At 61.2% G+C, this 18,699-nt stretch carries 12 protein-coding genes; 8 read left to right on the plus strand and 4 right to left on the minus strand.

Features of this window, described 5'->3' with window-relative positions; all coding sequences use genetic code 11:
• The first annotated feature begins 19 nt into the window (after nucleotides 1-19).
• From QP884_RS10210 to QP884_RS10230, 5 genes are all read left to right on the plus strand, one after another.
• Nucleotides 20-3,127 (plus strand): ATP-dependent helicase, encoded by a 3,108-nt coding sequence (locus tag QP884_RS10210; RefSeq protein WP_284821958.1) that lies wholly within the window; start codon nucleotides 20-22, stop codon nucleotides 3,125-3,127.
• Nucleotides 3,120-6,299: an ATP-dependent helicase gene (locus QP884_RS10215; RefSeq protein ID WP_284821936.1), complete on the plus strand. Its 3,180-nt coding sequence runs from the start codon at nucleotides 3,120-3,122 to the stop codon at nucleotides 6,297-6,299. Before QP884_RS10210 ends, QP884_RS10215 begins: the two co-directional genes overlap by 8 nt.
• Before the next feature lie 71 nt (nucleotides 6,300-6,370).
• Complete coding sequence (locus QP884_RS10220; protein WP_434736465.1) at nucleotides 6,371-7,489, plus strand: potassium channel family protein; 1,119 nt, start codon at nucleotides 6,371-6,373, stop codon at nucleotides 7,487-7,489.
• Nucleotides 7,490-8,221 (plus strand): NAD(+) diphosphatase, encoded by a 732-nt coding sequence (locus QP884_RS10225; RefSeq protein WP_284821937.1) that lies wholly within the window; start codon nucleotides 7,490-7,492, stop codon nucleotides 8,219-8,221.
• Nucleotides 8,214-10,271 carry an ATP-dependent DNA helicase UvrD2 gene (locus QP884_RS10230; RefSeq protein ID WP_284821938.1) on the plus strand — a complete coding sequence of 686 codons (2,058 nt, stop codon included), beginning with the start codon at nucleotides 8,214-8,216 and terminating at the stop codon, nucleotides 10,269-10,271. The genes QP884_RS10225 and QP884_RS10230 overlap by 8 nt, the downstream gene beginning before the upstream one ends.
• Here the strand turns inward: QP884_RS10230 and QP884_RS10235 are convergent.
• Nucleotides 10,249-11,136, minus strand: coding sequence for a hypothetical protein (locus QP884_RS10235; RefSeq protein WP_284821939.1), 888 nt, complete (start codon nucleotides 11,134-11,136; stop codon nucleotides 10,249-10,251). The two genes, QP884_RS10230 and QP884_RS10235, sit on opposite strands and share 23 nt — an antisense overlap.
• A 62-nt stretch (nucleotides 11,137-11,198) precedes the next feature.
• On the opposite strand from QP884_RS10235, the gene QP884_RS10240 reads away from it, so the two are divergent.
• Nucleotides 11,199-11,720, plus strand: a complete 522-nt coding sequence (locus QP884_RS10240; RefSeq protein ID WP_284821940.1) for a M48 metallopeptidase family protein — start codon at nucleotides 11,199-11,201, stop codon at nucleotides 11,718-11,720.
• On the opposite strand, the gene QP884_RS10245 is transcribed toward QP884_RS10240, so the two are convergent.
• Entirely contained in the window at nucleotides 11,717-13,138 is a 1,422-nt protein-coding gene (locus QP884_RS10245) for a zinc-dependent metalloprotease (protein WP_284821941.1), read from the minus strand. The two genes, QP884_RS10240 and QP884_RS10245, sit on opposite strands and share 4 nt — an antisense overlap.
• Nucleotides 13,139-13,231: 93 nt before the next feature.
• Between QP884_RS10245 and QP884_RS10250 the strand changes: the two genes are divergently transcribed.
• Complete coding sequence (locus QP884_RS10250) at nucleotides 13,232-14,296, plus strand: YlbL family protein (RefSeq protein ID WP_284821942.1); 1,065 nt, start codon at nucleotides 13,232-13,234, stop codon at nucleotides 14,294-14,296.
• Nucleotides 14,297-14,301: 5 nt separating this feature from the next.
• Here the strand turns inward: QP884_RS10250 and QP884_RS10255 are convergent, their stop codons facing one another.
• Nucleotides 14,302-14,973 (minus strand): beta-N-acetylglucosaminidase, encoded by a 672-nt coding sequence (locus QP884_RS10255; protein ID WP_284821943.1) that lies wholly within the window; start codon nucleotides 14,971-14,973, stop codon nucleotides 14,302-14,304.
• A gap of 46 nt (nucleotides 14,974-15,019) precedes the next feature.
• A complete protein-coding gene (locus QP884_RS10260) occupies nucleotides 15,020-15,556 on the minus strand; it encodes a PPA1309 family protein (protein ID WP_005322346.1) in 537 nt (178 codons plus the stop codon).
• A 123-nt stretch (nucleotides 15,557-15,679) separates the two neighbouring features.
• On the opposite strand from QP884_RS10260, the gene QP884_RS10265 reads away from it, so the two are divergent.
• Nucleotides 15,680-18,637 carry a UPF0182 family protein gene (locus QP884_RS10265; protein ID WP_284821960.1) on the plus strand — a complete coding sequence of 986 codons (2,958 nt, stop codon included), beginning with the start codon at nucleotides 15,680-15,682 and terminating at the stop codon, nucleotides 18,635-18,637.
• Nucleotides 18,638-18,699: the final 62 nt, after the last annotated feature.

An 18,699-nucleotide genomic window follows, 5' to 3' on the forward strand; every position in this document is an offset into this window, starting at 1 on the left:
TTCCACCGCGCGTGCGGGAGTGGTCCTTCCACCGTCCCCACAGGTGCGCCTCGTTCCCCGTACCCAGTCCGCCACGACCCGCAGTTGGCCTGTTGACCTGCCCGAATCCGGTACCTGGAAGGTAACCGGTGCCGCCGGTACCGGTGTGTCCAGCTTCCTTATCGATACCGTCATTCATGCCTTGGATAAAGCCCGTCAGACCGGCGCGGATCCCTCCGGCATCCTGGTTATCGCTCCCTCGAAGGAATCCGGAGCCCGGCTGCGCCGCGAGCTCTCTGAGCGGCTCGAGGATTACGCCGCACAGACCTCCATGGTCCGTTCAGTACACTCCCTCGCATTCGCGTTGCTACGCACAGCAGCCGAGGAGGAGCTGCGACTTATTACCGGTGCCGAGCAAGACGCCGTTATCCGCGAGCTGCTCACTGGCCAAGCAGAAGACGGACATGGCTCGTGGCCCGCGGAGATGCGGCCCGCGCTGGAATATGTGGGCTTCGCCCGGCAGCTGCGCGATTTCCTTTTGCGCTCCATCGAACGCGGCCTAGGCCCAGGCGACCTAGAGCGCCTCGGTGCCGAGCACGGCCGTCCCATGTGGTCCGCGGCGGGTGAATTCCTGCGCGAGTACGAACGCGTGCAGCTCCTTTCCCGCGCCCATTCCTATTCCGCTGCGGAATTGGTTACCGCGGTTCTTCAGCGCCCCCAGCTACTGCGCGAGCACCCCTTCCACACCATTATTGTCGATGATGCGCAATTGCTTGATCCCACTGCCGGCAAGCTCATCCGCAAATTGGCCCCGCAGGCTAATCTCGTGGTGGTAGGCGGCGATGCCGATCAATCCGTCTTTGCCTTCCGTGGTGCTAGCTCGCGTTTCCTGCGGGACTTCCCGGCCGACCACGACATTGAGCTCACCGAGCCTCACCGCACACCCTCTCCGGCGTGCATTTCCATCGTGGATTCGGACGGCAGGCTGCGCGACGTCGTAGCCAATACCGTGCGGCGCCGCCACTTAGAAGACGGCGTGCCCTGGCGCGATATCGCCGTCATCGTTCGTTCAACCGGTGATATCGGGCAGATGCGCCGCACCCTTTTAGCCGCCGGCGTGCCCGTGCACATTAGCCCTACCGACGTTGTCTTGGCCGAACAGCGCTTGGTCTCCGCCGTGCTGCTCGCCCTGCGCGCCTTGGAGGAAGAACTCTCTAACTCGGAGTTGGAAGAGTTGCTCACCGGCCCCGTGGGTGGCGCCGATCCCGTCACCCTGCGCCGCCTGATCCGTGGATTGCGCCGCTGGGATTCCACCACCCGGGGCATCGATAGCCTTCGCGGTCTTCTCTATGGCGAGCTCCCAGACTTTAATGGGCAACTGACTGAACGCGAATACTCCATTCTGGAGCGTGTACGCGCGGTTCTTAGCGCCGGCAGGGAGGCACTCGCCTCTGGAGCCTCGGTGGAGGAGACCCTCTGGGCCGTGTGGAGTGCAACCGAGCTCGATAACCGCCTGCAGGCCTCTGCGCTGCGCGGTGGTGCGACCGGCTCGCAGGCCGACCGCGACTTGGATGCAATGATGGCGCTTTTTGACGCCGCAGGCGACTACGTCGAGCGCCGCCCTGATTCCTCGCTGCGCGCCTTCCTGACGCATATCACGGAACAAGAACTTCCCACCGGTGTGCGCGACCGCCGCACCGCTATTCCGCAGGCCGTAGAAATCCTGACTGCGCACGGTGCCGTGGGCCGCGAATGGGATACCGTCATCGTGGCCGGCGCACAGGAAGGAAGCTGGCCTTCGTTAGGGGAGACCGGCTCCATCTTTGGTCAAGAAGATCTCATCGATCTCCTCGACCACGATATTGATCCCGATACCCCCGTCAGCCACGTTGCCTCCCGTTTGGCAGAGGAGCGTCGACTCTTCCACGTCGCTACCACGCGCCACCGACAGCGCCTGCTTATTGCCGCCGTGGAAAACCCGGAAGGCGATACGGTCTCTGAGCCTTCTCGTTTCATCGGCGAATTCGCCGGTCGGGGAGTGGACGTGCCCGGTCAAACTGCGCGTCGGCAAGCAAAGCGGGCGCTGCGCCGCACCCAACTCCCACGCGAACTGGGCCTCGATGTGCCCGAACCCGCACCCGTGTCAGTGCGCGATGGGCTCGAGGTGGATCCCCTCGATGTGGCGGTGCTGTCCGTGCCGGCCTTTGTTGCACAATTGCGCCGCGTGGTTACCAATCCGGAATCCGGTGAGGTTGAGCGCAAACAAGCAGCGCGCCAGCTCGCTCGGTTAGCGGCAGCCGATATTCCTGGCGCCCACCCGGAGCAGTGGTGGTCTGCGCGCTCCGTTGCGGCTGAAATGCCGCTGCATACCAGCGGCAGCTTGTCGCCTTCCCGTGTGGAAGCATTGCTCAACTGTCCACTCAAGGCCGTGCTCGGCAATGTGGCTGAGGACCCAAGCACCGAGGAACACCTGCTCCGCGGTACTTTGGCGCACGCCTTCTTTGAAGCCATTGGCCGCGGCATGGACGCGGAGAAGGCCAAGCTTTTGGTGATGGAGGCTTTCGAGCGCATCCAGGATGTACCGCAGTGGCAATTGCGATTCAAGCTCGATGAGTTTTCCACCCTGTTGGACCGCGCCCGGGAGTGGGCGCGCCAATCCGAGGTCAATCAAGAGCTTGCCGGTGTGGAAATCCCCGTAGGCGTACGCGTCAGCGAGGAGGTGCGCATTGGCGGCTATATGGACCGTCTGCTTCGCGATGGAGAGGGCAATTACTTGGTGGTGGACCTCAAGACGGGTAGAAGCAAGCCGGCTAAGAAAGAGGGCGAGGACAATGTGCAGCTGATGACCTATCAGCTGGCACTAGCCCATGGCGCATTCGACGGCCACCAGGTTCACGACGGCGAAGGCATGCCGCGCCAGGGCGGTGTGCTGGTGTATCCGGGCGCGACCACCAAAAAGATTGGTGAGCTTTGGCAAAGCGATAAGTCGCCGGAGGCCCTGGAAGAATTCGCCGCACTTCTGCCCCCGCTGGTGGAGGAGATGCGCGGCCCGCGCATCACTGCGCGCACCAATAAAGACTGCGATAAATGTCCAATTCGCTCCATCTGCCCCGTGCAGGAAGAAGGAAGGATGACCACCGATGCCTAAGAGCAACTTTTCCCCACAGCAGATCGCTGCAGCCTTGGGCAAGGACTTTCCGCCTACCGAGGAACAAGCCCACGTCATCGAAGGCCCATTTAGCCCCAAACTCGTGGTTGCCGGAGCTGGTGCCGGCAAGACAGAAACTATGGCCTCGCGCGTGGTGTACCTGGTGGCCAATGGCTATGTGCGCCCGGAACAGGTTCTCGGCCTGACCTTTACCCGTAAGGCCGCGCAACAGCTGGAGCAGCGCATCCGCCGGCAGCTGATTAAATTGCGCGATTCCGGCCTCATCCCTCCAGGCGGTGAGGTGGCAGAAGCGCTAGAAAACATTGCGCCGAAGGTAGCTACCTATGACTCCTATGCGGGAGAACTCGTTCGCGAATACGGACTCTTGGTTCCGGTAGAGCCCACCGCACGCATCATCACCGAGGCCGAGCGCTATTCCTTGGCCTACGATGTGGTGCGCAATTACACCGGCCAGCTGGAAGACGATCGCGCCCTAGCCACGATTACCGAGACCCTGCTGAAATTCAGCCAGGATATCGATAACGGGCTCAAGGACACGAGTCACATCGCCCAGCATGCCCGCGATTTTCGGGCGGACATCGATAACCTCGACAAATCGCAAAAGAATGGACCCGAATACTCAAAGGCGCTGCTGGACTATATCCACACACAGGAACGCCGCGTGCAGTACGTGCCGCTGCTGGAGGCCCTGAAAAAGGAACAATCCGAGCGACAAGTCATCACCTTTGGCGAGCAAATGGCCGTCGCCGCGCGCGTCGCGCGCGACCATCCTGTGGTGGGAAAGCAGCAGTCCCAGCGCTATAAGGTCGTCATGTTAGACGAGTACCAAGACACCTCCTATGCCCAGCGCGTGCTTCTACGCAGCCTGTTCGGAGGGGACCAAGAGGATCTTTCTGTTACGGCCGTGGGCGATCCAATGCAGGCCATTTACGGGTGGCGCGGTGCGACCTCTGAAAACCTCACTGCCTTCGTGGAAGACTTCCCAATCGCGCCGGGCACACCCGCCCCGAAGGACCAGTTGACCACCTCTTGGCGCAACCCTTCTGGGGCGCTGGATTTGGCTAATTCAGTGGCGGAGGGCGTATTCGAAGGCGTAGAGCGCCCTGTGGACGAGCTTTCTGCCGCCCCACATAAGGGCGAAGGCGAAATCCAGTTGGCGTACTTCGAAAGCGAGGTTCGCGAGCGCGAGTTCGTCGCCGAGTACCTGAAACAGCAGTGGGACAAGCGCGAGGGAGATACTTTCAGCGCGGCAGTTTTGGTGCGCAAAAATCGGCACTCTGCGCCCATCGCTGCGGCCCTAGACAAAGCGGGCGTACCCAATGAAATCATCGGTCTCGGTGGCCTGCTGTGGCAGCCAGAAATCCAGGACCTCGTAGCTATTGCCACCATGCTCGTGCGCCCAGAAGACTTGCCTGCGGCAGTGCGGGTGCTGGCAGGGCCGATTTGTGGCCTGGGAATCAGTGATATTCAAGCCCTCGCTTCCCGCCAACGAAACCTGGCCGGCGCGAGGGAGGAGCGCTTGCGCTGGGAGTCGGGGATGGACCCGGAAGAATACTTGCGTGCGCAGCTGGAAGATGTCACCGCTGAGGAGCCGGATCAGCGCGTCGGCCTTGCTGACGCCCTGGCAGATTTGGGTGAAAGAGACCGCTATACCCCGCAAGGCCTCGCCCGTATGGAAGAGGTTTCTGCCAAACTGCGGCACCTGCGCACTTATTCTCTTTCCAAACCGCTGGTGGACATCTTCGCCGATATTGAAGCATTGTTTAATATCCGCACCGAAGTCTTGGCGCGTGGAAGCGCAGGGGGCGCAACACACCTGGATAAATTTGCCGATATCGTCGCGGGCTTCCATGGTGATTCCTTGTATGCGCTCTTGGATTACTTTGCGTTAGCGCTCGAAAAAGAAGATGGCCTAGACCTCGGCGAGGTTCCCGCCGCCACTGACCGCGTGCAGATTATGACCGCGCACAAGGCCAAGGGATTGGAATGGGAACATGTCTGCGTGGTGCATGCGGATTCGTCGAGCTATAGCGCACAAGCAGAAACCTTCCTGACCAGGATCGATAAGGTCCCGGGGGACGATGACTATATTGAGGTCCCGGAGGATGCCCAAAAGCGCTCGCATTTCCAAAACGCCTGCGAGGACTTTAAGAACGCAGACAGCGCCATCAAGGCGGAAGAATCGGCGCGCCTTTTTTATGTGGCGCTGACGCGTACCGAATCCACCCTGACCGTTACCGGTTCGGGCACCAATAACCTCAATGGAAAGAACAAGAAGGCTCCTTATGAATACCTAGAGCGCCTGAAAGAGCAATTCCCGCAATACGTGGTGGAGTGGTCCGTCCCTGACGAGCCCTCTGAGGATGATTTTGGGGAGAGCGCACAATTCCCAGCGCTGCAGGCTAGCCCAGAGGCAGTCGCTGGTGCGGATCTGGTACTTGAGGCAATGGCAGAGCTCCCAGACCTAAGCCGCGGTGAAACCTTTGAGCTGTGGGAGCAGGAAGCTGGCGCCCTCATTGAGGAGTACAAGGCCCTGCAACAGCCGGTGGTAGACGTTGAGCTACCCAGCGAGCTGACCGCCTCGGACATGGTTGCGCTGCGGGCAGACCCGCTCCAGTTTGCCCGCAGGCAACGCCGCCCCGTGCCGTTTAAGCCGAATTCCTATGCCAAGCGCGGAACCGCCTTCCACGCGTGGTTGGAGGATCGCTTCGGCAGCCCGGCACTATTGGGTGAGGAGGAACTTCCCGGCATTGATGAGCCGGAAGATTTCGATTTGGAAGAGCTCAAGGAGGCCTTCCTGAACTCCGAGTGGGCCGAGCGTCAACCGGAGCACGTGGAGGCGCCCTTTGAAATCACCATTGGTGAGGCCGTGGTGCGCGGGCGCATGGACGCGGTATTCCGCTTGGAGGATGGCACCTGGATGGTGGTGGACTGGAAGACCGGCCGCCCACCCCAGGGAGAAGCCATGGATGCTGCCAAGATACAGCTAGCGGTGTACGCAGAGGCATGGCGCCGCATCCACGGCGGGGAAAAGATTCGTGCCGCGTTCTATTATGTCCACGATGGTTATACCTTCGAGCCTGCCCGCCTGCCGCGTGGGGAGGAGCTGAAGGAACTCCTTGAATCGTCAGTTGAGCACCACAAGGGCTAAGGTATGTGGGCGGTTGCGTAACGCGCAATCTCTTGAGCAATCATTCGAGACCAGAAAAGAAGGCTGGGCTAGTGGCCAAAAAACGTGCGCAGGCAATGAAGTCACGCTTTAGAAGTCGCTTCTTGCCGCAGGTCGAGCTGTCCTCGCAGCCGGACCACGCGCTCATTGATGTCATTACGGTGCCGAGGGATGAAAATTCCAGCCCGTGGCGTCAGTTGGGCAAGCGTGTGCTGTGGGCTTTGGGCATCGTTGTCTTCGTGACCGTCGTGGTCTATTTAGACGGCGGTGGGTATAGCGAGGACATGTCGCTATTGGACTCTGCCTACTATGCGGCGGTGTCGCTGACTACCGTGGGCTACGGCGATATCGTGCCCGTGTCCCCGCAGGCCAGGTTTATTAACTTAACGCTTATTACCCCCGCCCGCCTGATCTTCCTTGTTTTATTGGTTGGCGCGACCTTGTCCGTGCTGACGGATAAGGCCCGCCGTACTTTCCAAATCCAGAACTGGAGAAAGCAATTGCGTAACCACACCGTCGTTATCGGATATGGCACCAAGGGCGCCGGAGCCGTGGCCGCGCTGCTGGCCGATGATGTTCCGTCCTCCCAGATCGTGGTCATCGATACCAACCGTGCGTCCCTCGCCCACGCCGAGCACCACGGGCTGGTCACCATCTTTGGGTCCGGCACCAAGCAGGATGTGCTGAAGATCGCTGGGGTAGAGCATGCCAGCTCCATCGTCGTTACCCCATCCACGGACGATACCGCGGTGCTGTGTTGCCTTTCCGTGCGAGAGCTTGCGCCCAAGGCCAAGATCGTGGCGTCGGTGCGCGAGTCCGAGAACCGTCACCTCTTGCTTCAATCCGGTGCGGATTCCGTGGTCACCTCTGCGGAGACGGCTGGTCGACTGCTGGGCCTGGCCACCGTCACCCCGACGGTGGTGGAGATGATGGAAGACCTGCTCTCGCCCAACGAGGGTTTCTCCGTAGCCGAGCGCGCCGTGCGCGAATTCGAGGTGGGCTCCAACCCACGCCACCTGGCAGATATCGTGCTGGCCGTCCTGCGCAATAACGAGCTGCACCGCGTGGATACCGCGGATGCCTCCGCGCTGAAGCCGGGCGACCGCCTGCTCTACATCAAGCATGAGATGGAGCAACCCATCGAGGTCATGGACGATGATGGCGAGGATTAAATGTTCCTCCCAGTAACCCCTCATGGCCAGATACCGGTTACGGCAGCGGGGGAGCCGGTGCTGGTGGAGAAGGTTCCCGGGGGCGTCGGCAAGCATGCAGTAGTGGACCTAGGTACCCTGCAGGCGTGCGCATATCCGGAGGACGGTGCTAGCGAGCTGGGTCGGCTAGAAAGCGCGACGTTCTTTGCGGAGAAGCCGGTGATTTTGCAGGCCATTGCGCTGATCCGCAATCGGCGCGAGCAGCGCTTTGATCCGCGGACCGGCCACAAGCTGGACTACCCAGCACCGGGAATCGTGGGGCGCGATCCTGTGGACGAGCGCCGGATGGTTTTCCCACGCCTGGATCCTGCCGTCATCGGGCTTATTCGCCTCAGCGGCACCGACCGGATTTTGCTGGCGCGCAATCGCCGTCGCACTAGCTTCTTTTCTCTGATCGCCGGCTACGTTGAGCCGGGCGAGACCGCGGAGGCTGCTTTTGCACGCGAGGCCCTGGAAGAAACCGGGCGCAGGGTGGAGGATATTCGCTATTGGGGCTCGCAGGCGTGGCCGCCGAGTGGCTCCCTTATGCTGGGCTTTTGTGCGCGCACGGCTGATGTCCACCCCACCTGCCATACTGATGGGGAATTGGAAGAAATCCGGTGGGTGGAGCGCGCCGAGCTGCCTGAGCTGACGCTTCCTCGTCCGGGTTCAATTGCACACACGATGATTATGGAGTGGTATCACGGTGACTAAGCCGGATTTGTCCCTGCTGGATGAAGATCAGCTGCGCGCGGCCACGGCGCCGCGCGGGCCCGTGTGCATCTTGGCCGGCGCGGGTACGGGCAAGACCCGCACTATTACCTATCGCATTGCCAACTTGGTCGACCAAGGCTTTGTGAGCCCGCAGCGCGTGCTTGCGGTGACCTTCACGGCGCGAGCGGCCGGAGAAATGCGCGATCGCCTGCGCACCATGGGCGTGGCCGGCGTGCAGGCGCAGACCTTCCACGCGGCCGCGCGCCGCCAGTTGAAGTATTTCTGGCCGCAGGTAGCAGGCGATCTTCCGTGGCAGCTGCTGGATAATAAATTCCCGCTGGTTGCCCGCGCGGTGCGCTCGGTGGGGTTGGATAATTCCAAGGACATGATTCGAGACGTCCTGGCGGAGATCGAGTGGGCTAAGTCCGCGCTGGTCAGTGCCGAAGATTATGAGTCCGTGATCGCCAATACGGACCGCAGTGCACCGGCCGATCCGGCCAAGGTGGCAGAGGCCTTCCGCCGCTACGAGCAGTCCAAGGCCACGCCGGACATGATGCACTTGGACTTCGATGACCTCCTCATGCACATTGCAGGTGCCATCGAGAATGTGCCGGCGATTGCGGAGACCTTCCGGGAGCAGTACCGCACCTTTGTGGTCGATGAGTACCAGGACGTTACCCCGCTGCAGCAGCGGGTGCTCAACGCTTGGTTGGGCGAGCGCGATGACCTTACCGTGGTGGGCGATGCTAACCAGACCATTTATTCCTTCAACGGCGCTTCCCCGGACTACCTGCTCAATTTCTCCCGCACGTACCCGGACGGCACCGTGGTCAAGCTGCAGCGCGACTACCGCTCCACGCCGCAGGTAACGGACCTAGCCAATAGGGTCATCGGCAAGGCCACCGGCCGCGCGGCTGGCACGCGCTTGGAGCTACAGGGCATGCGCGAGCCCGGTCCCGAGCCCACTTTCAAGGCCTATGAGTCCGAAGAAATTGAGGCCCAAGAGGTGGCCGGCCAGGTCCTTACTCTGCTGGATCAGGGTGTGCCGGCCTCCGAGATTGCCATCCTTTACCGCATCAACGCCCAGTCGGAGCAGTTTGAGCAGGCGCTTGCCGACGCCGGAGCGGTCTACCAAGTCCGCGGCGGCGAGGGCTTTTTCCGCCGCCCGGAAATCCTGGAGGCTATCCGCGTGCTCATCGCCGCGACGCGCCGCGAGGACCTGCCGGATGACCCGGTGGCGATAGCCCGGGCTGCGTTTGTCGAGTTGGGCTTGAGCTCCACCGAGCCCCAGGGCGCCCAGGCCCGCGAGCGCTGGCAGTCCCTCAATGCACTGGTAGGGCTCATTGAAAAGATTGTGGAATCAACTCCTGGCATCGATCTCAACGGGGTGCTGGGGGAGTTGCGCCGGCGCTCCACCGATAAGCAGGCCCCAGCTATGGAAGGCGTGACGCTGGCTACCGTGCACGCCGCCAAGGGCTTGGAATGGGATGCGGTATTCCTCGTGGGGCTGACAGAAAAGCTCATGCCCATCAACCACGCCATCAAGGCTGGCGACGAACAGGTGGAAGAGGAGCGCCGCCTTTTCTACGTCGGTATTACCCGCGCCCGTGAGCACCTCGCGCTGTCGTGGGCGCTGGCGAAGACTACGGGCTCGCGAGCTTCGCGCGAGCGCACCCGCTTCCTCGATGGCATCGTCCCAGCGGCCGAAGATGCCTCCGGCGGTAGTTCTCGCTCCCGCCGCCCGAAGCGGTGCCGCGTGTGCTCTGGCCCGCTGGGAACACCGGCGGAAAAGGTCATCGGCCGCCATGAAGATTGTGAGGGCGGCGGCGATGAAGAGGTCTTTGCCGCCTTGCGCTCGTGGCGCTCCCAGGTAGCGCGCCAGGAAAAGGTGCCGGCGTATGTCATCTTTTCCGATGCCACCCTGCAGGCGATTTCGGAGGAATTGCCCTCCGATGAGGCAGAGATGCTCTCCATCTCCGGCGTAGGCCCTAGCAAGCTGGAGCGCTACGGTGCCCAGGTACTAGAGGTTATTCGTTCGGTTCGTAGCTAGCCAGGTTGGTCTTGCCGCCGAAGCACACCGGGCAGCGTGGATGCGCTATGACGGTGCGCTGCTGGTGATGTCCGTAGATATCGACCTCCCATTGCTGTCCGGGGCGCGGCTTAGCGGTTGGCGCGCCTGGCGGCAGCGGCCGCCCCATGAGCCGCCGGATGATCACCTGCGTATGCGCCGCAACCGCATCGAGCACCACGGCTTCTGGCGTGCGGCGCACGCGGGTGAGCTGGGTACTGATGATATTCCAGAGTGGGTCCATATCCACGCGCGCCAAGTGCGCACACAAGGGGCAGGGGCCTTGGCCCTGGATGCGTACCGGCCCGATGACGCCACGATTGTCCAGCAAAGATACCGGAATCCACGTGGTTCCTGTGCCCGCGAGTGCATTCGCGCAATCCAGCGGGCAGTGCAGCTGGTCCACGGCGAGGACCGGATACATGCCGTCGAGGTCGTGGATATAGGAAAAGGCATTGTCTTCCTCCAGCGGGATGCGCACCTGGAAGCCATCCTCCTCAAGGCGTGCGCGAAGGTTGTGTGCCAGGGTGGATTCTCCCATGAGGACAATGGTGTCTGTCTTTTCGGCGGCCTGCCTGTGCGGCCAGAGGATGCCATAGTCCAGTGCGTCTTCAATGAGGCTCAGCGCCGCCGCCTCCTCAAGCCCTGCGGCACGCAGCCGGTGGGACAGGTCCTCCGGGGACACTGGCTCGCGAGCGGTGTTGAAAGCCGTCGCGACGGCGAGCGCGCTACCAGTTTCCGCAACCCCAACGCGGGTGGCATCCATGCCAAATTGGATCACCGTTTCCTCGCGGCAAAACACTGCGCTGCCGGGTGCTAAGACCACCTGGGTGGCAGAAATCCCCACGCCTTTAACCCCTTCCCCCGAAGTATGTGGTCTCCATTGCACCACAGGTACAATCACCTGTCATGTCGAGCATGCAGCCTACCGCACCGCAGCCCCCAGAGGTCAAAGTCATTCGCTCTGCCAAGCGGAAGAAAACTGTGCAGGCGCGCATGGTATCCGGGGTGCTCGAGGTGCGCATTCCCGCGTGGATGTCCGCGCGCGATGAGCGCGAAGCAGTCGCGGACATGTTGGCGCGGGTGGAAAAGAAACGGGGCAGTGGCCGCCGCACGGACTCCCAGCTTGAGGAACGTGCGCGGCGGCTCAACGCGGCGTATTTAGATGGCCGCGCGACTATTGGCTCTATTCGGTGGGTGAGCAATCAAAATACGCGGTGGGGTAGCTGTACTACCTCCACCGCGGATATTCGGCTGAGCGACCGGCTACAACAGGTGCCGGACTATGTGCTGGATTCAGTGATCATTCACGAGCTCACCCACACCTTCATCCCGCGCCATGGGCGGGATTTTTGGCAGTGGGCGGACAGGGCGCCCCACGCTGAGCGGGCGAAGGGCTATCTTGAGGCCTATCAGCGCTGGGGCTGCTAGTTCTCCTCGTCCTCGTTGCCCTTGTACTTCTTGTCGTCTTGGTCTTCCGGCTTCTCGGACTCCTTGGACTCGTCGCCCTGCGCCGCAGAGGAATCCTCGCCGTTCTTCAGCATTTCCTCCAGCTTGGCAAACTCTTCTTCAAAGCCTTCATCCGGGCCTTCGTCCAGCAGGGAATCGATAAAGGCGGCCGGATTATCGAGGTGCTCCGCAGTGGGCAGGAAGTCTGGGTGATCCCAGGCCTTATCGCGCTTTTCCGCGCCTACGGCGACGGTGGCGCGGCGCCATAGCTCAGCGGCCTCAGAAACCTTAGGGGCATTGAGTTCGATGCCGACCACCTTGCTAAAGGCCTTCTCGGCGGAACCGCCGGTGCTGCGGCGGTGCGCCCATGCCTGGGTCAGCTTCGAGGTCGACGGGATGCGCTCGCCCAGTGCCTCAGTAACGACGTGCTCGGCCCAGCCTTCCACCAGTGCCAACAGGGTCTCGAGGCGGGATGCGGCCGCAGTGTTCTTGGACGTAATGCGCGGGGAGAGGTCCATGCCCTGCAACTTGCTCATCGCGTCCTGGATTGCCTGCGGATCGCCGGACTCGAGGTTGAGCTCGCGGGTGACTTCCTCTAGGTGGGAGGTATCAATGACCAGGCCAATGGCATATTCCTCTACGGAGGAGACGATGCGCTCTACCAACCACGGCACGTGCTTGAACAGGCGCTGGCGGGCAGCCTCGCGGGCGGCAATATAAACCAGCACCTCCTGGCCAGGAACATTAAGCTCGCGGGCGACCTTTTGGATGGTCTGTGGCAACAGTGCCACGGTATTGGCTGGGGCGATGGGCAGGCCGAAATCGGAACCGGTCAGCGCCTGGGAGGCCAAATCGCCCAAAGCGTGGCCGAGCTGCATGCCAAAGTTCATGCCAGACATTTGGTTCATCATCTTGGTCATGGGGCCCATCATCTCGCGGGCCTCTTCCGGCATGGAGTCCAGCTGAGCATCATTCATGTGCTCTGCCACCGGGGTGACCATGCGCTGCCACGCCGGCATGGTCTCTTCCAACCACTGCTTGGAATCCCAAGCCTTGGCCGTGCCGGAGGCGGTGGGCAAATAAGTGGCGTCGTCAAGCCAGAGCTCCGCCAAGCGGACGGATTCCTCTACGGCCTTGGTATCGTCCGCGCTTACCGCCTTGGACTGCGAGATCTGCTGCAGGGCGATGCGCTTAGCCATGTCGTAATTAACGGGGCCGGAGTTTTCCGGCGAGTTCATGGAAGAGCCCATGCCGGACAGCATCTGACCGAACTGGTTCAGCATGTCACCCAGGCCGCCACCATTAGCGCCGCCGAATGCGCCGAACGGGTTCTGGTCACGACGTCCGTCATTATCGTCGTCATCGTTATTGGGGAAAGAAAAACCGAATCCGTTGCTCATGCGTCCTAATCTACCGGCACCATCCGGCTACTTTCCATGATCCCCGCTACGCTGACAGCGAACACTACGGCAAAGGTTGTAGGGTATTGATCCGTGAATTCTCCTGCTAGCCGTCGCGTCCGCACCATTGCTTGGGGTGCCATCCCCGTCGTCCTCACCGGTGCGTTGGTATCGCTTGACCATATCCCCGGCACCGATGTGTCTTTGACCGTGCCTTATGCCGCTGAAGGCCCAGGACCCACGGTGGACACATTGGGTGAGGTCGACGGCACCCAGGTCGTCGATGTCCAGGCGCCGAAAACCTATGACACCGACGGCCACCTCAACATGACCACAGTCTCCGTGCGCACCAATATGACCCTGGCGCAGGCGCTGGGCCGCTGGATGATGACCGATGACACCATCGTGCCCATCGATACCGTCATTCCGCAGAATATGACCGATAAAGAGGTAGAAGAGTCCAATAAGCAGGCCTTTACCCAGTCCGAGTCTGCAGCCACCGTGGCGGCCATGGATTACCTGCACCTGCCGGTAAAGATCACCATCGCGGAAGTCCTCGATAAGGGCGCGGCGCAGGGCACGCTGAAGAAGGACGATGTCATTACCGCAGTAGACGGCAAGGAAGTCTCGGAGCCGGGCGAGGTCCAAGACGTCATCAAGCAGAAAAGCCCTGGCGATAAGGTCACGCTGACCGTCCAGCGGGGCGGCAAGGAGCAAGAAGAAGAAATCGAGCTAGGGGAGAACCCCCACCAGAAGGGACAGGCAATGCTGGGCATCGCCATGCTCTCGGTCCCGCAAGACGATATTAAGGTCAAATACAACCTGCAGGATATTGGCGGTCCCTCCGCCGGCATGATGTTTACCCTAGCGGTCATCGATAAGCTCAACGAGGAGGACCTCACCGGCGGCAAGTTCGTGGCCGGTACGGGCACGATTCAGGAAGATGGCAAAGTGGGCCCCATTGGCGGCATCCAACATAAAATCGCCGCGGCGCACGAGGCGGGCGCGGAGCTCTTCCTCGCGCCGAAGGATAATTGCTCCGAGGCCGCCGCGAGCGACCATGGCGATATGCCCATCGCGGAAGTTTCCACCTTGGATGAGGCAGTGTCCACGATGAAGGACTTCGCGGACGGCAAGGATATTAAAACCTGCCAGTAGTCGGCCTACTTAGCTAGGCCCAGCTCCTTGATCTTCTCTTCCGGGTCTTCCTGGTCGGAGGAGATCATCTGCTGCATGACCATGCCTTCTTTATTGTCCACCACGGTGATGACCGCGGTGGTTCCCAAGGTGGACCAGCCTACGACGCGGTCGCCGTCATCCTCAATGACCTGCGAGCTGCGCAGCTCGGTAAGTACCTGCGTGGTTTGCTTTGCCTTGGAGTGCGAGCGGAAGAACTGGAACTGGCCTACCTCCGGCCCAGAGCAGTTATAGGAATCGTCCCCGCCCGTGGAATCGCAGCGGTCGAAGTGCGCGAAGAGCTCCTTGGGCGCTACCGGAGCAAAGATGTCATAGGCCTTGGCCACCGACTTTTCCCATTTTTCGCTGCCGGGCTCCTTGCTTGCCGACGCCCCCTCAGACGCCTCCGAGCTTTCCGCCGCGCTCGATTCAGCGCTGGACTCAGCGGTGGAAGAGGAGCTAGAGGCGGTGCTGGTTTCCTTAGCGGTATCCGCCGCAGGGGCGGTGGACTCGGCGGCGGCGGTGGTGGTCTCCACGGGGGCGTCGGCAGGCGCGGCATCGTCCGAGGAACAAGCGGCAGTGCTCACGCCTACACCCAGCAGTAGCGCTGCTGCGGTGGCGCGGGTGGCGGTCAGGCGAGTGAGAGTAGTGCGTCGCACGGTAGGAAAATGCTCCTTAGTCGCAGGCGAGAATTGTCACTTCAGTCTAATCTAGCTCATCCGGGTCTTGGTTCAGCCCATAGCGCAAGGCCGCAATGACCCCCGGAGCCACCTGGGGACCGCCGCGCAGCTGGATGTCATCTTCCGCGAACGGTCCGGCCGCTTCCAACTCCTCCTCGGTGGGGCGCAGCTGCAGCAACGTGGTTTCGATGCCTTCCTCGCGCAGCGCACCGGAATAAAGGCGCGCCGGGCGAGGGGAGGGGTCCTCGCTGGAGGTATCGCGGAACTTAATCTCTTGGGCCAAGATGACGCCGGCGACCTCCCGCGGCCAAGCCAGGCGGGAGACATAATCGGCCAGCTGCTCCGAACCGGGCTCAATGTTTTCGGGTACATTATCCTGCACGATGAGGGTAAGCGGCGCCGCGTCCTCCTCATCGAGCGCGGCAAGCTGATCGGCTACCAAGTGGGTGGGAACCAGCGCGAAGATGGTGGGGCGGGCGTCCCAGCCTTCGGCGTGGACGAATTCCACGGCTTCGGTCATCGCGCGGTTTAAAGCTGGCTGTGATAATTCGGGGGAACTCATGAACATCCTTATTCGTTATCTGTGTATTGCTTCCTTAAGCTGGAAGAAGTCTACAGGTTTTAAATTCGCACTAGTTGATTGGAGCTGGCGTTGTCCTTAGGGTCATCCACACCAGCCGCCCCGTTGAAGCGGCCCCCGCGGGTCGCGACAATCATTGCGGCCATCATTGCCGTCCTCTTGTTCTTCGGCCCCATGCTCGTGGGCATGTACACGGATTGGAGGTGGTTTGGTGCGATTGAATACCGGAACGTCTTCACCACCGCGATTATGGCGCGGATAGTCCTCTTTATCATCTTCGGTCTTGTGGCCGCTGCAGTGGTGTGGGCCGCCGGCTACTTTGCTTGGCGCGGGCGCCCGGATTCGCTCGACTTGGGAGACCTGAACTCGCCGGTGTATCAGTACCGTAAGTCCATTGAGAAGTCCATGGGCGTCTTCTTCAAGGTCATCCCCGCCATCGTGGGCATCATTGCCGGTTTCATCGGCCAGTCCAATTGGCGCACGGTACTGCTCTTCCTCAACGGCCAGGAATTCGGCGAACAAGATGCCCAGTTCCACCACGACCTAGGTTTTTATGCCTTCACGTTGCCGGTTCTAAAGATGGTGGTCAGCACCTTGTCCATCTTGTTGATCCTGGCCTTCCTCATTGCGCTTTTCGGCCACTATGTGTTGGGTGGCATTCGCATTGGCAATAAGGCCGCCGGTGTGCGCGGCTCGATCTCCCACCCCGCTCGCCTGCAGCTGGCTATTACCGCCGGCCTGTGGATGGTAGCCCAGGTCATCGGCTACTGGTTGGAGCGCTATGAGCTGCTTAATACCCAGCACGACCTTTTTACCGGTGGTTCCTATACCGATATTCACGCCTACCTGCCGGCGAAGATCATCTTGATGATCATTGGCATCTTCGTGGCCGTGGCCCTGTTTATGGCCGTTGTCATCAAGGACCTGCGCATCCCCGGCCTGGCCGTGGTGCTGATGCTGCTGTCCTCGCTGGTCATTGGCCAGGCATGGCCGCTGCTGATGGAGCGCTTTTCCGTACAGCCCAACCGCCAGGCTAAGGAAGAAGAATCCATCGCCCGCAATATCGAGGCCACTCGCTATGCTTATGGGCTTACGGATGACCACGTCACCTATGAAGATAACTGGGGCGGGGATGATGTCTCCGATGACAAGGTGGCCTCTGATAACGCCACCATCAATAACCTCCGCTTGCTGGATCCGGAGATCCTTTCTCCTACCTTCACCCAGATGCAGCAGCTGAAGAACTTCTACGGCTTCCCAGAGACGCTGTCGATGGACCGCTACGAGATCGACGGCAAGAAGCGCGACTTCGTCGTCGCCGCCCGCGAGCTGGATCCGAACGAGCTGCGAGAGAACCAGTCGGACTGGATTAACCGCCACACCGTCTACACCCACGGCAATGGCTTCGTGGCAGCGCAGGCCAATAAGGTCGATGAGGTGGCCCGCGATGCAGGTTCTGCCCGCGGTGGTTTCCCCATCTTTACCGTGTCTGACCTGCAGACCCAGGCCGGTGAGTCCGAGGGCGAAGGCGAAACCCAGGACGCAGAGAAGTCCCTTGGCATTAAGGTAGATCAGCCGCGCATCTACTACGGCCCGGTCATTGCCGGCGCGGCCGACGGCATGGATTATGCGATTACCGGCAAGACTGGCGATAACCCGGTCGAGTACGACACCGATAGCTCCACCTACACCTATGACGGCAAGGGCGGCGTTGGCATTGGCAACATCTTTGACCGCACCATGTACGCCGCCAAGTATCGCGAGCTGAACTTCCTGCTTTCGGACCGCGTCGGCAGCGAATCGAAGCTGCTGTATGACCGCGATCCGCGCGAGCGCGTGGAGAAGGTTGCTCCGTGGTTGACCACCGATTCTGCTACCTACCCGGCAGTGGTTGATGGCCGCCTGAAGTGGATTGTGGATGGCTATACCACTCTGGAATCCTTGCCTTACTCCCAGCGTGCCTCGCTTTCCGACGCCACCCAGGACACCCTCAACCCTGATGGCACCACCCAGCGCTTGGTCAATGACAAGGTCGGCTATATCCGCAACTCGGTCAAGGCCACCGTCGATGCCTATGACGGCACTGTGGACCTCTACGAGTTCGACAAGAATGACCCGGTGCTCAAGGCTTGGGAGGGTGTGTTCCCGGACGTCGTCAAGCCTGAGGCGGAGATCTCCGATGAGCTGCGCGAGCACTTCCGCTATCCGGAGGATATGTTCAAGGTGCAGCGTGATCTGTTGGCCCGCTACCACGTGGATGACCCGAATGTCTTCTTCAATAACGATGCCTTCTGGTCCGTGCCGAATGACCCCACCGCGGAGGAATCCCGTCAGCTCAATCAGCCGCCGTACTACGTGATGGCCGCTGACCCGGAGACCGGCAAGCCGACCTTCCAGCTGACCACGTCTTACCGTGGTCTTAACCGCGAGTTCCTGTCTGCGCACATGGCCGTGTCCTCCGACCCGGAGAACTACGGCGATATCACCGTGCGCGTGCTGCCCACCAATACGCAGACCCAGGGCCCGAAGCAGGCACAGGATGCGATGATGTCCTCCGACCAGGTCGCCCGCGACCGCACCCTGTGGGAGGGCACCAATGACCTGCACAACGGCAACCTGCTAGCCCTGCCAGTAGGTGGCGGCGAAATCCTGTACCTCGAGCCGATTTACTCGCAGCGCAAGGACCAGGCTTCTGCCTTCCCGAAGCTGTTGCGCGTGCTCGTGTCCTATAAGGGCCGCGTGGGCTATGCCCCGACCATCGGCGATGCCCTCGAGCAGGTGGGAATCGACGCCAAGTCTGCCCAGAACATCGAGGAAGTTGACGGCGATTCCGAGGACAAGGACGGCGCCAAGGATGAGGAGAACAAGAAGGAGTCTAAGGACGATAAGCCTTCGGCTCCAGCTTCCGCTCCGTCTTCTTCCGACGAGGCGGGTGCCATCGATGACATCAACAAGGCTTTGAAGGGCCTTGAGGATGCGCGCGATGGTTCCTTCGAGGAATACGGACGCGCCCTAGATGAGCTTGATAAGGCTATGGAGTCTTATCAGAAGACGGAGAAGTAGCTCCGACTTATAATCGCGATGGATTAGGCACCTGCCCAGCGGATTTGGGTAGGTGCCTTTCC

Source organism: Corynebacterium tuberculostearicum (assembly GCF_030229345.1).
In the GTDB taxonomy this organism is placed as follows: Bacteria; Actinomycetota; Actinomycetes; order Mycobacteriales; family Mycobacteriaceae; genus Corynebacterium; species Corynebacterium tuberculostearicum_G.

Bases quoted from the DNA above. Each gene is read 5' to 3' on its own strand.
- QP884_RS10215 (WP_284821936.1), top strand. From the start codon at position 3,120: ATGCCTAAGAGCAACTTTTCCCCACAGCAGATCGCTGCAGCCTTGGGC.
- QP884_RS10225 (WP_284821937.1), top strand. From the start codon at position 7,490: ATGTTCCTCCCAGTAACCCCTCATGGCCAGATACCGGTTACGGCAGCG.
- QP884_RS10240 (WP_284821940.1), top strand. From the start codon at position 11,199: ATGTCGAGCATGCAGCCTACCGCACCGCAGCCCCCAGAGGTCAAAGTC.
- QP884_RS10245 (WP_284821941.1), bottom strand. From the start codon at position 13,138: ATGAGCAACGGATTCGGTTTTTCTTTCCCCAATAACGATGACGACGAT.
- QP884_RS10260 (WP_005322346.1), bottom strand. From the start codon at position 15,556: ATGAGTTCCCCCGAATTATCACAGCCAGCTTTAAACCGCGCGATGACC.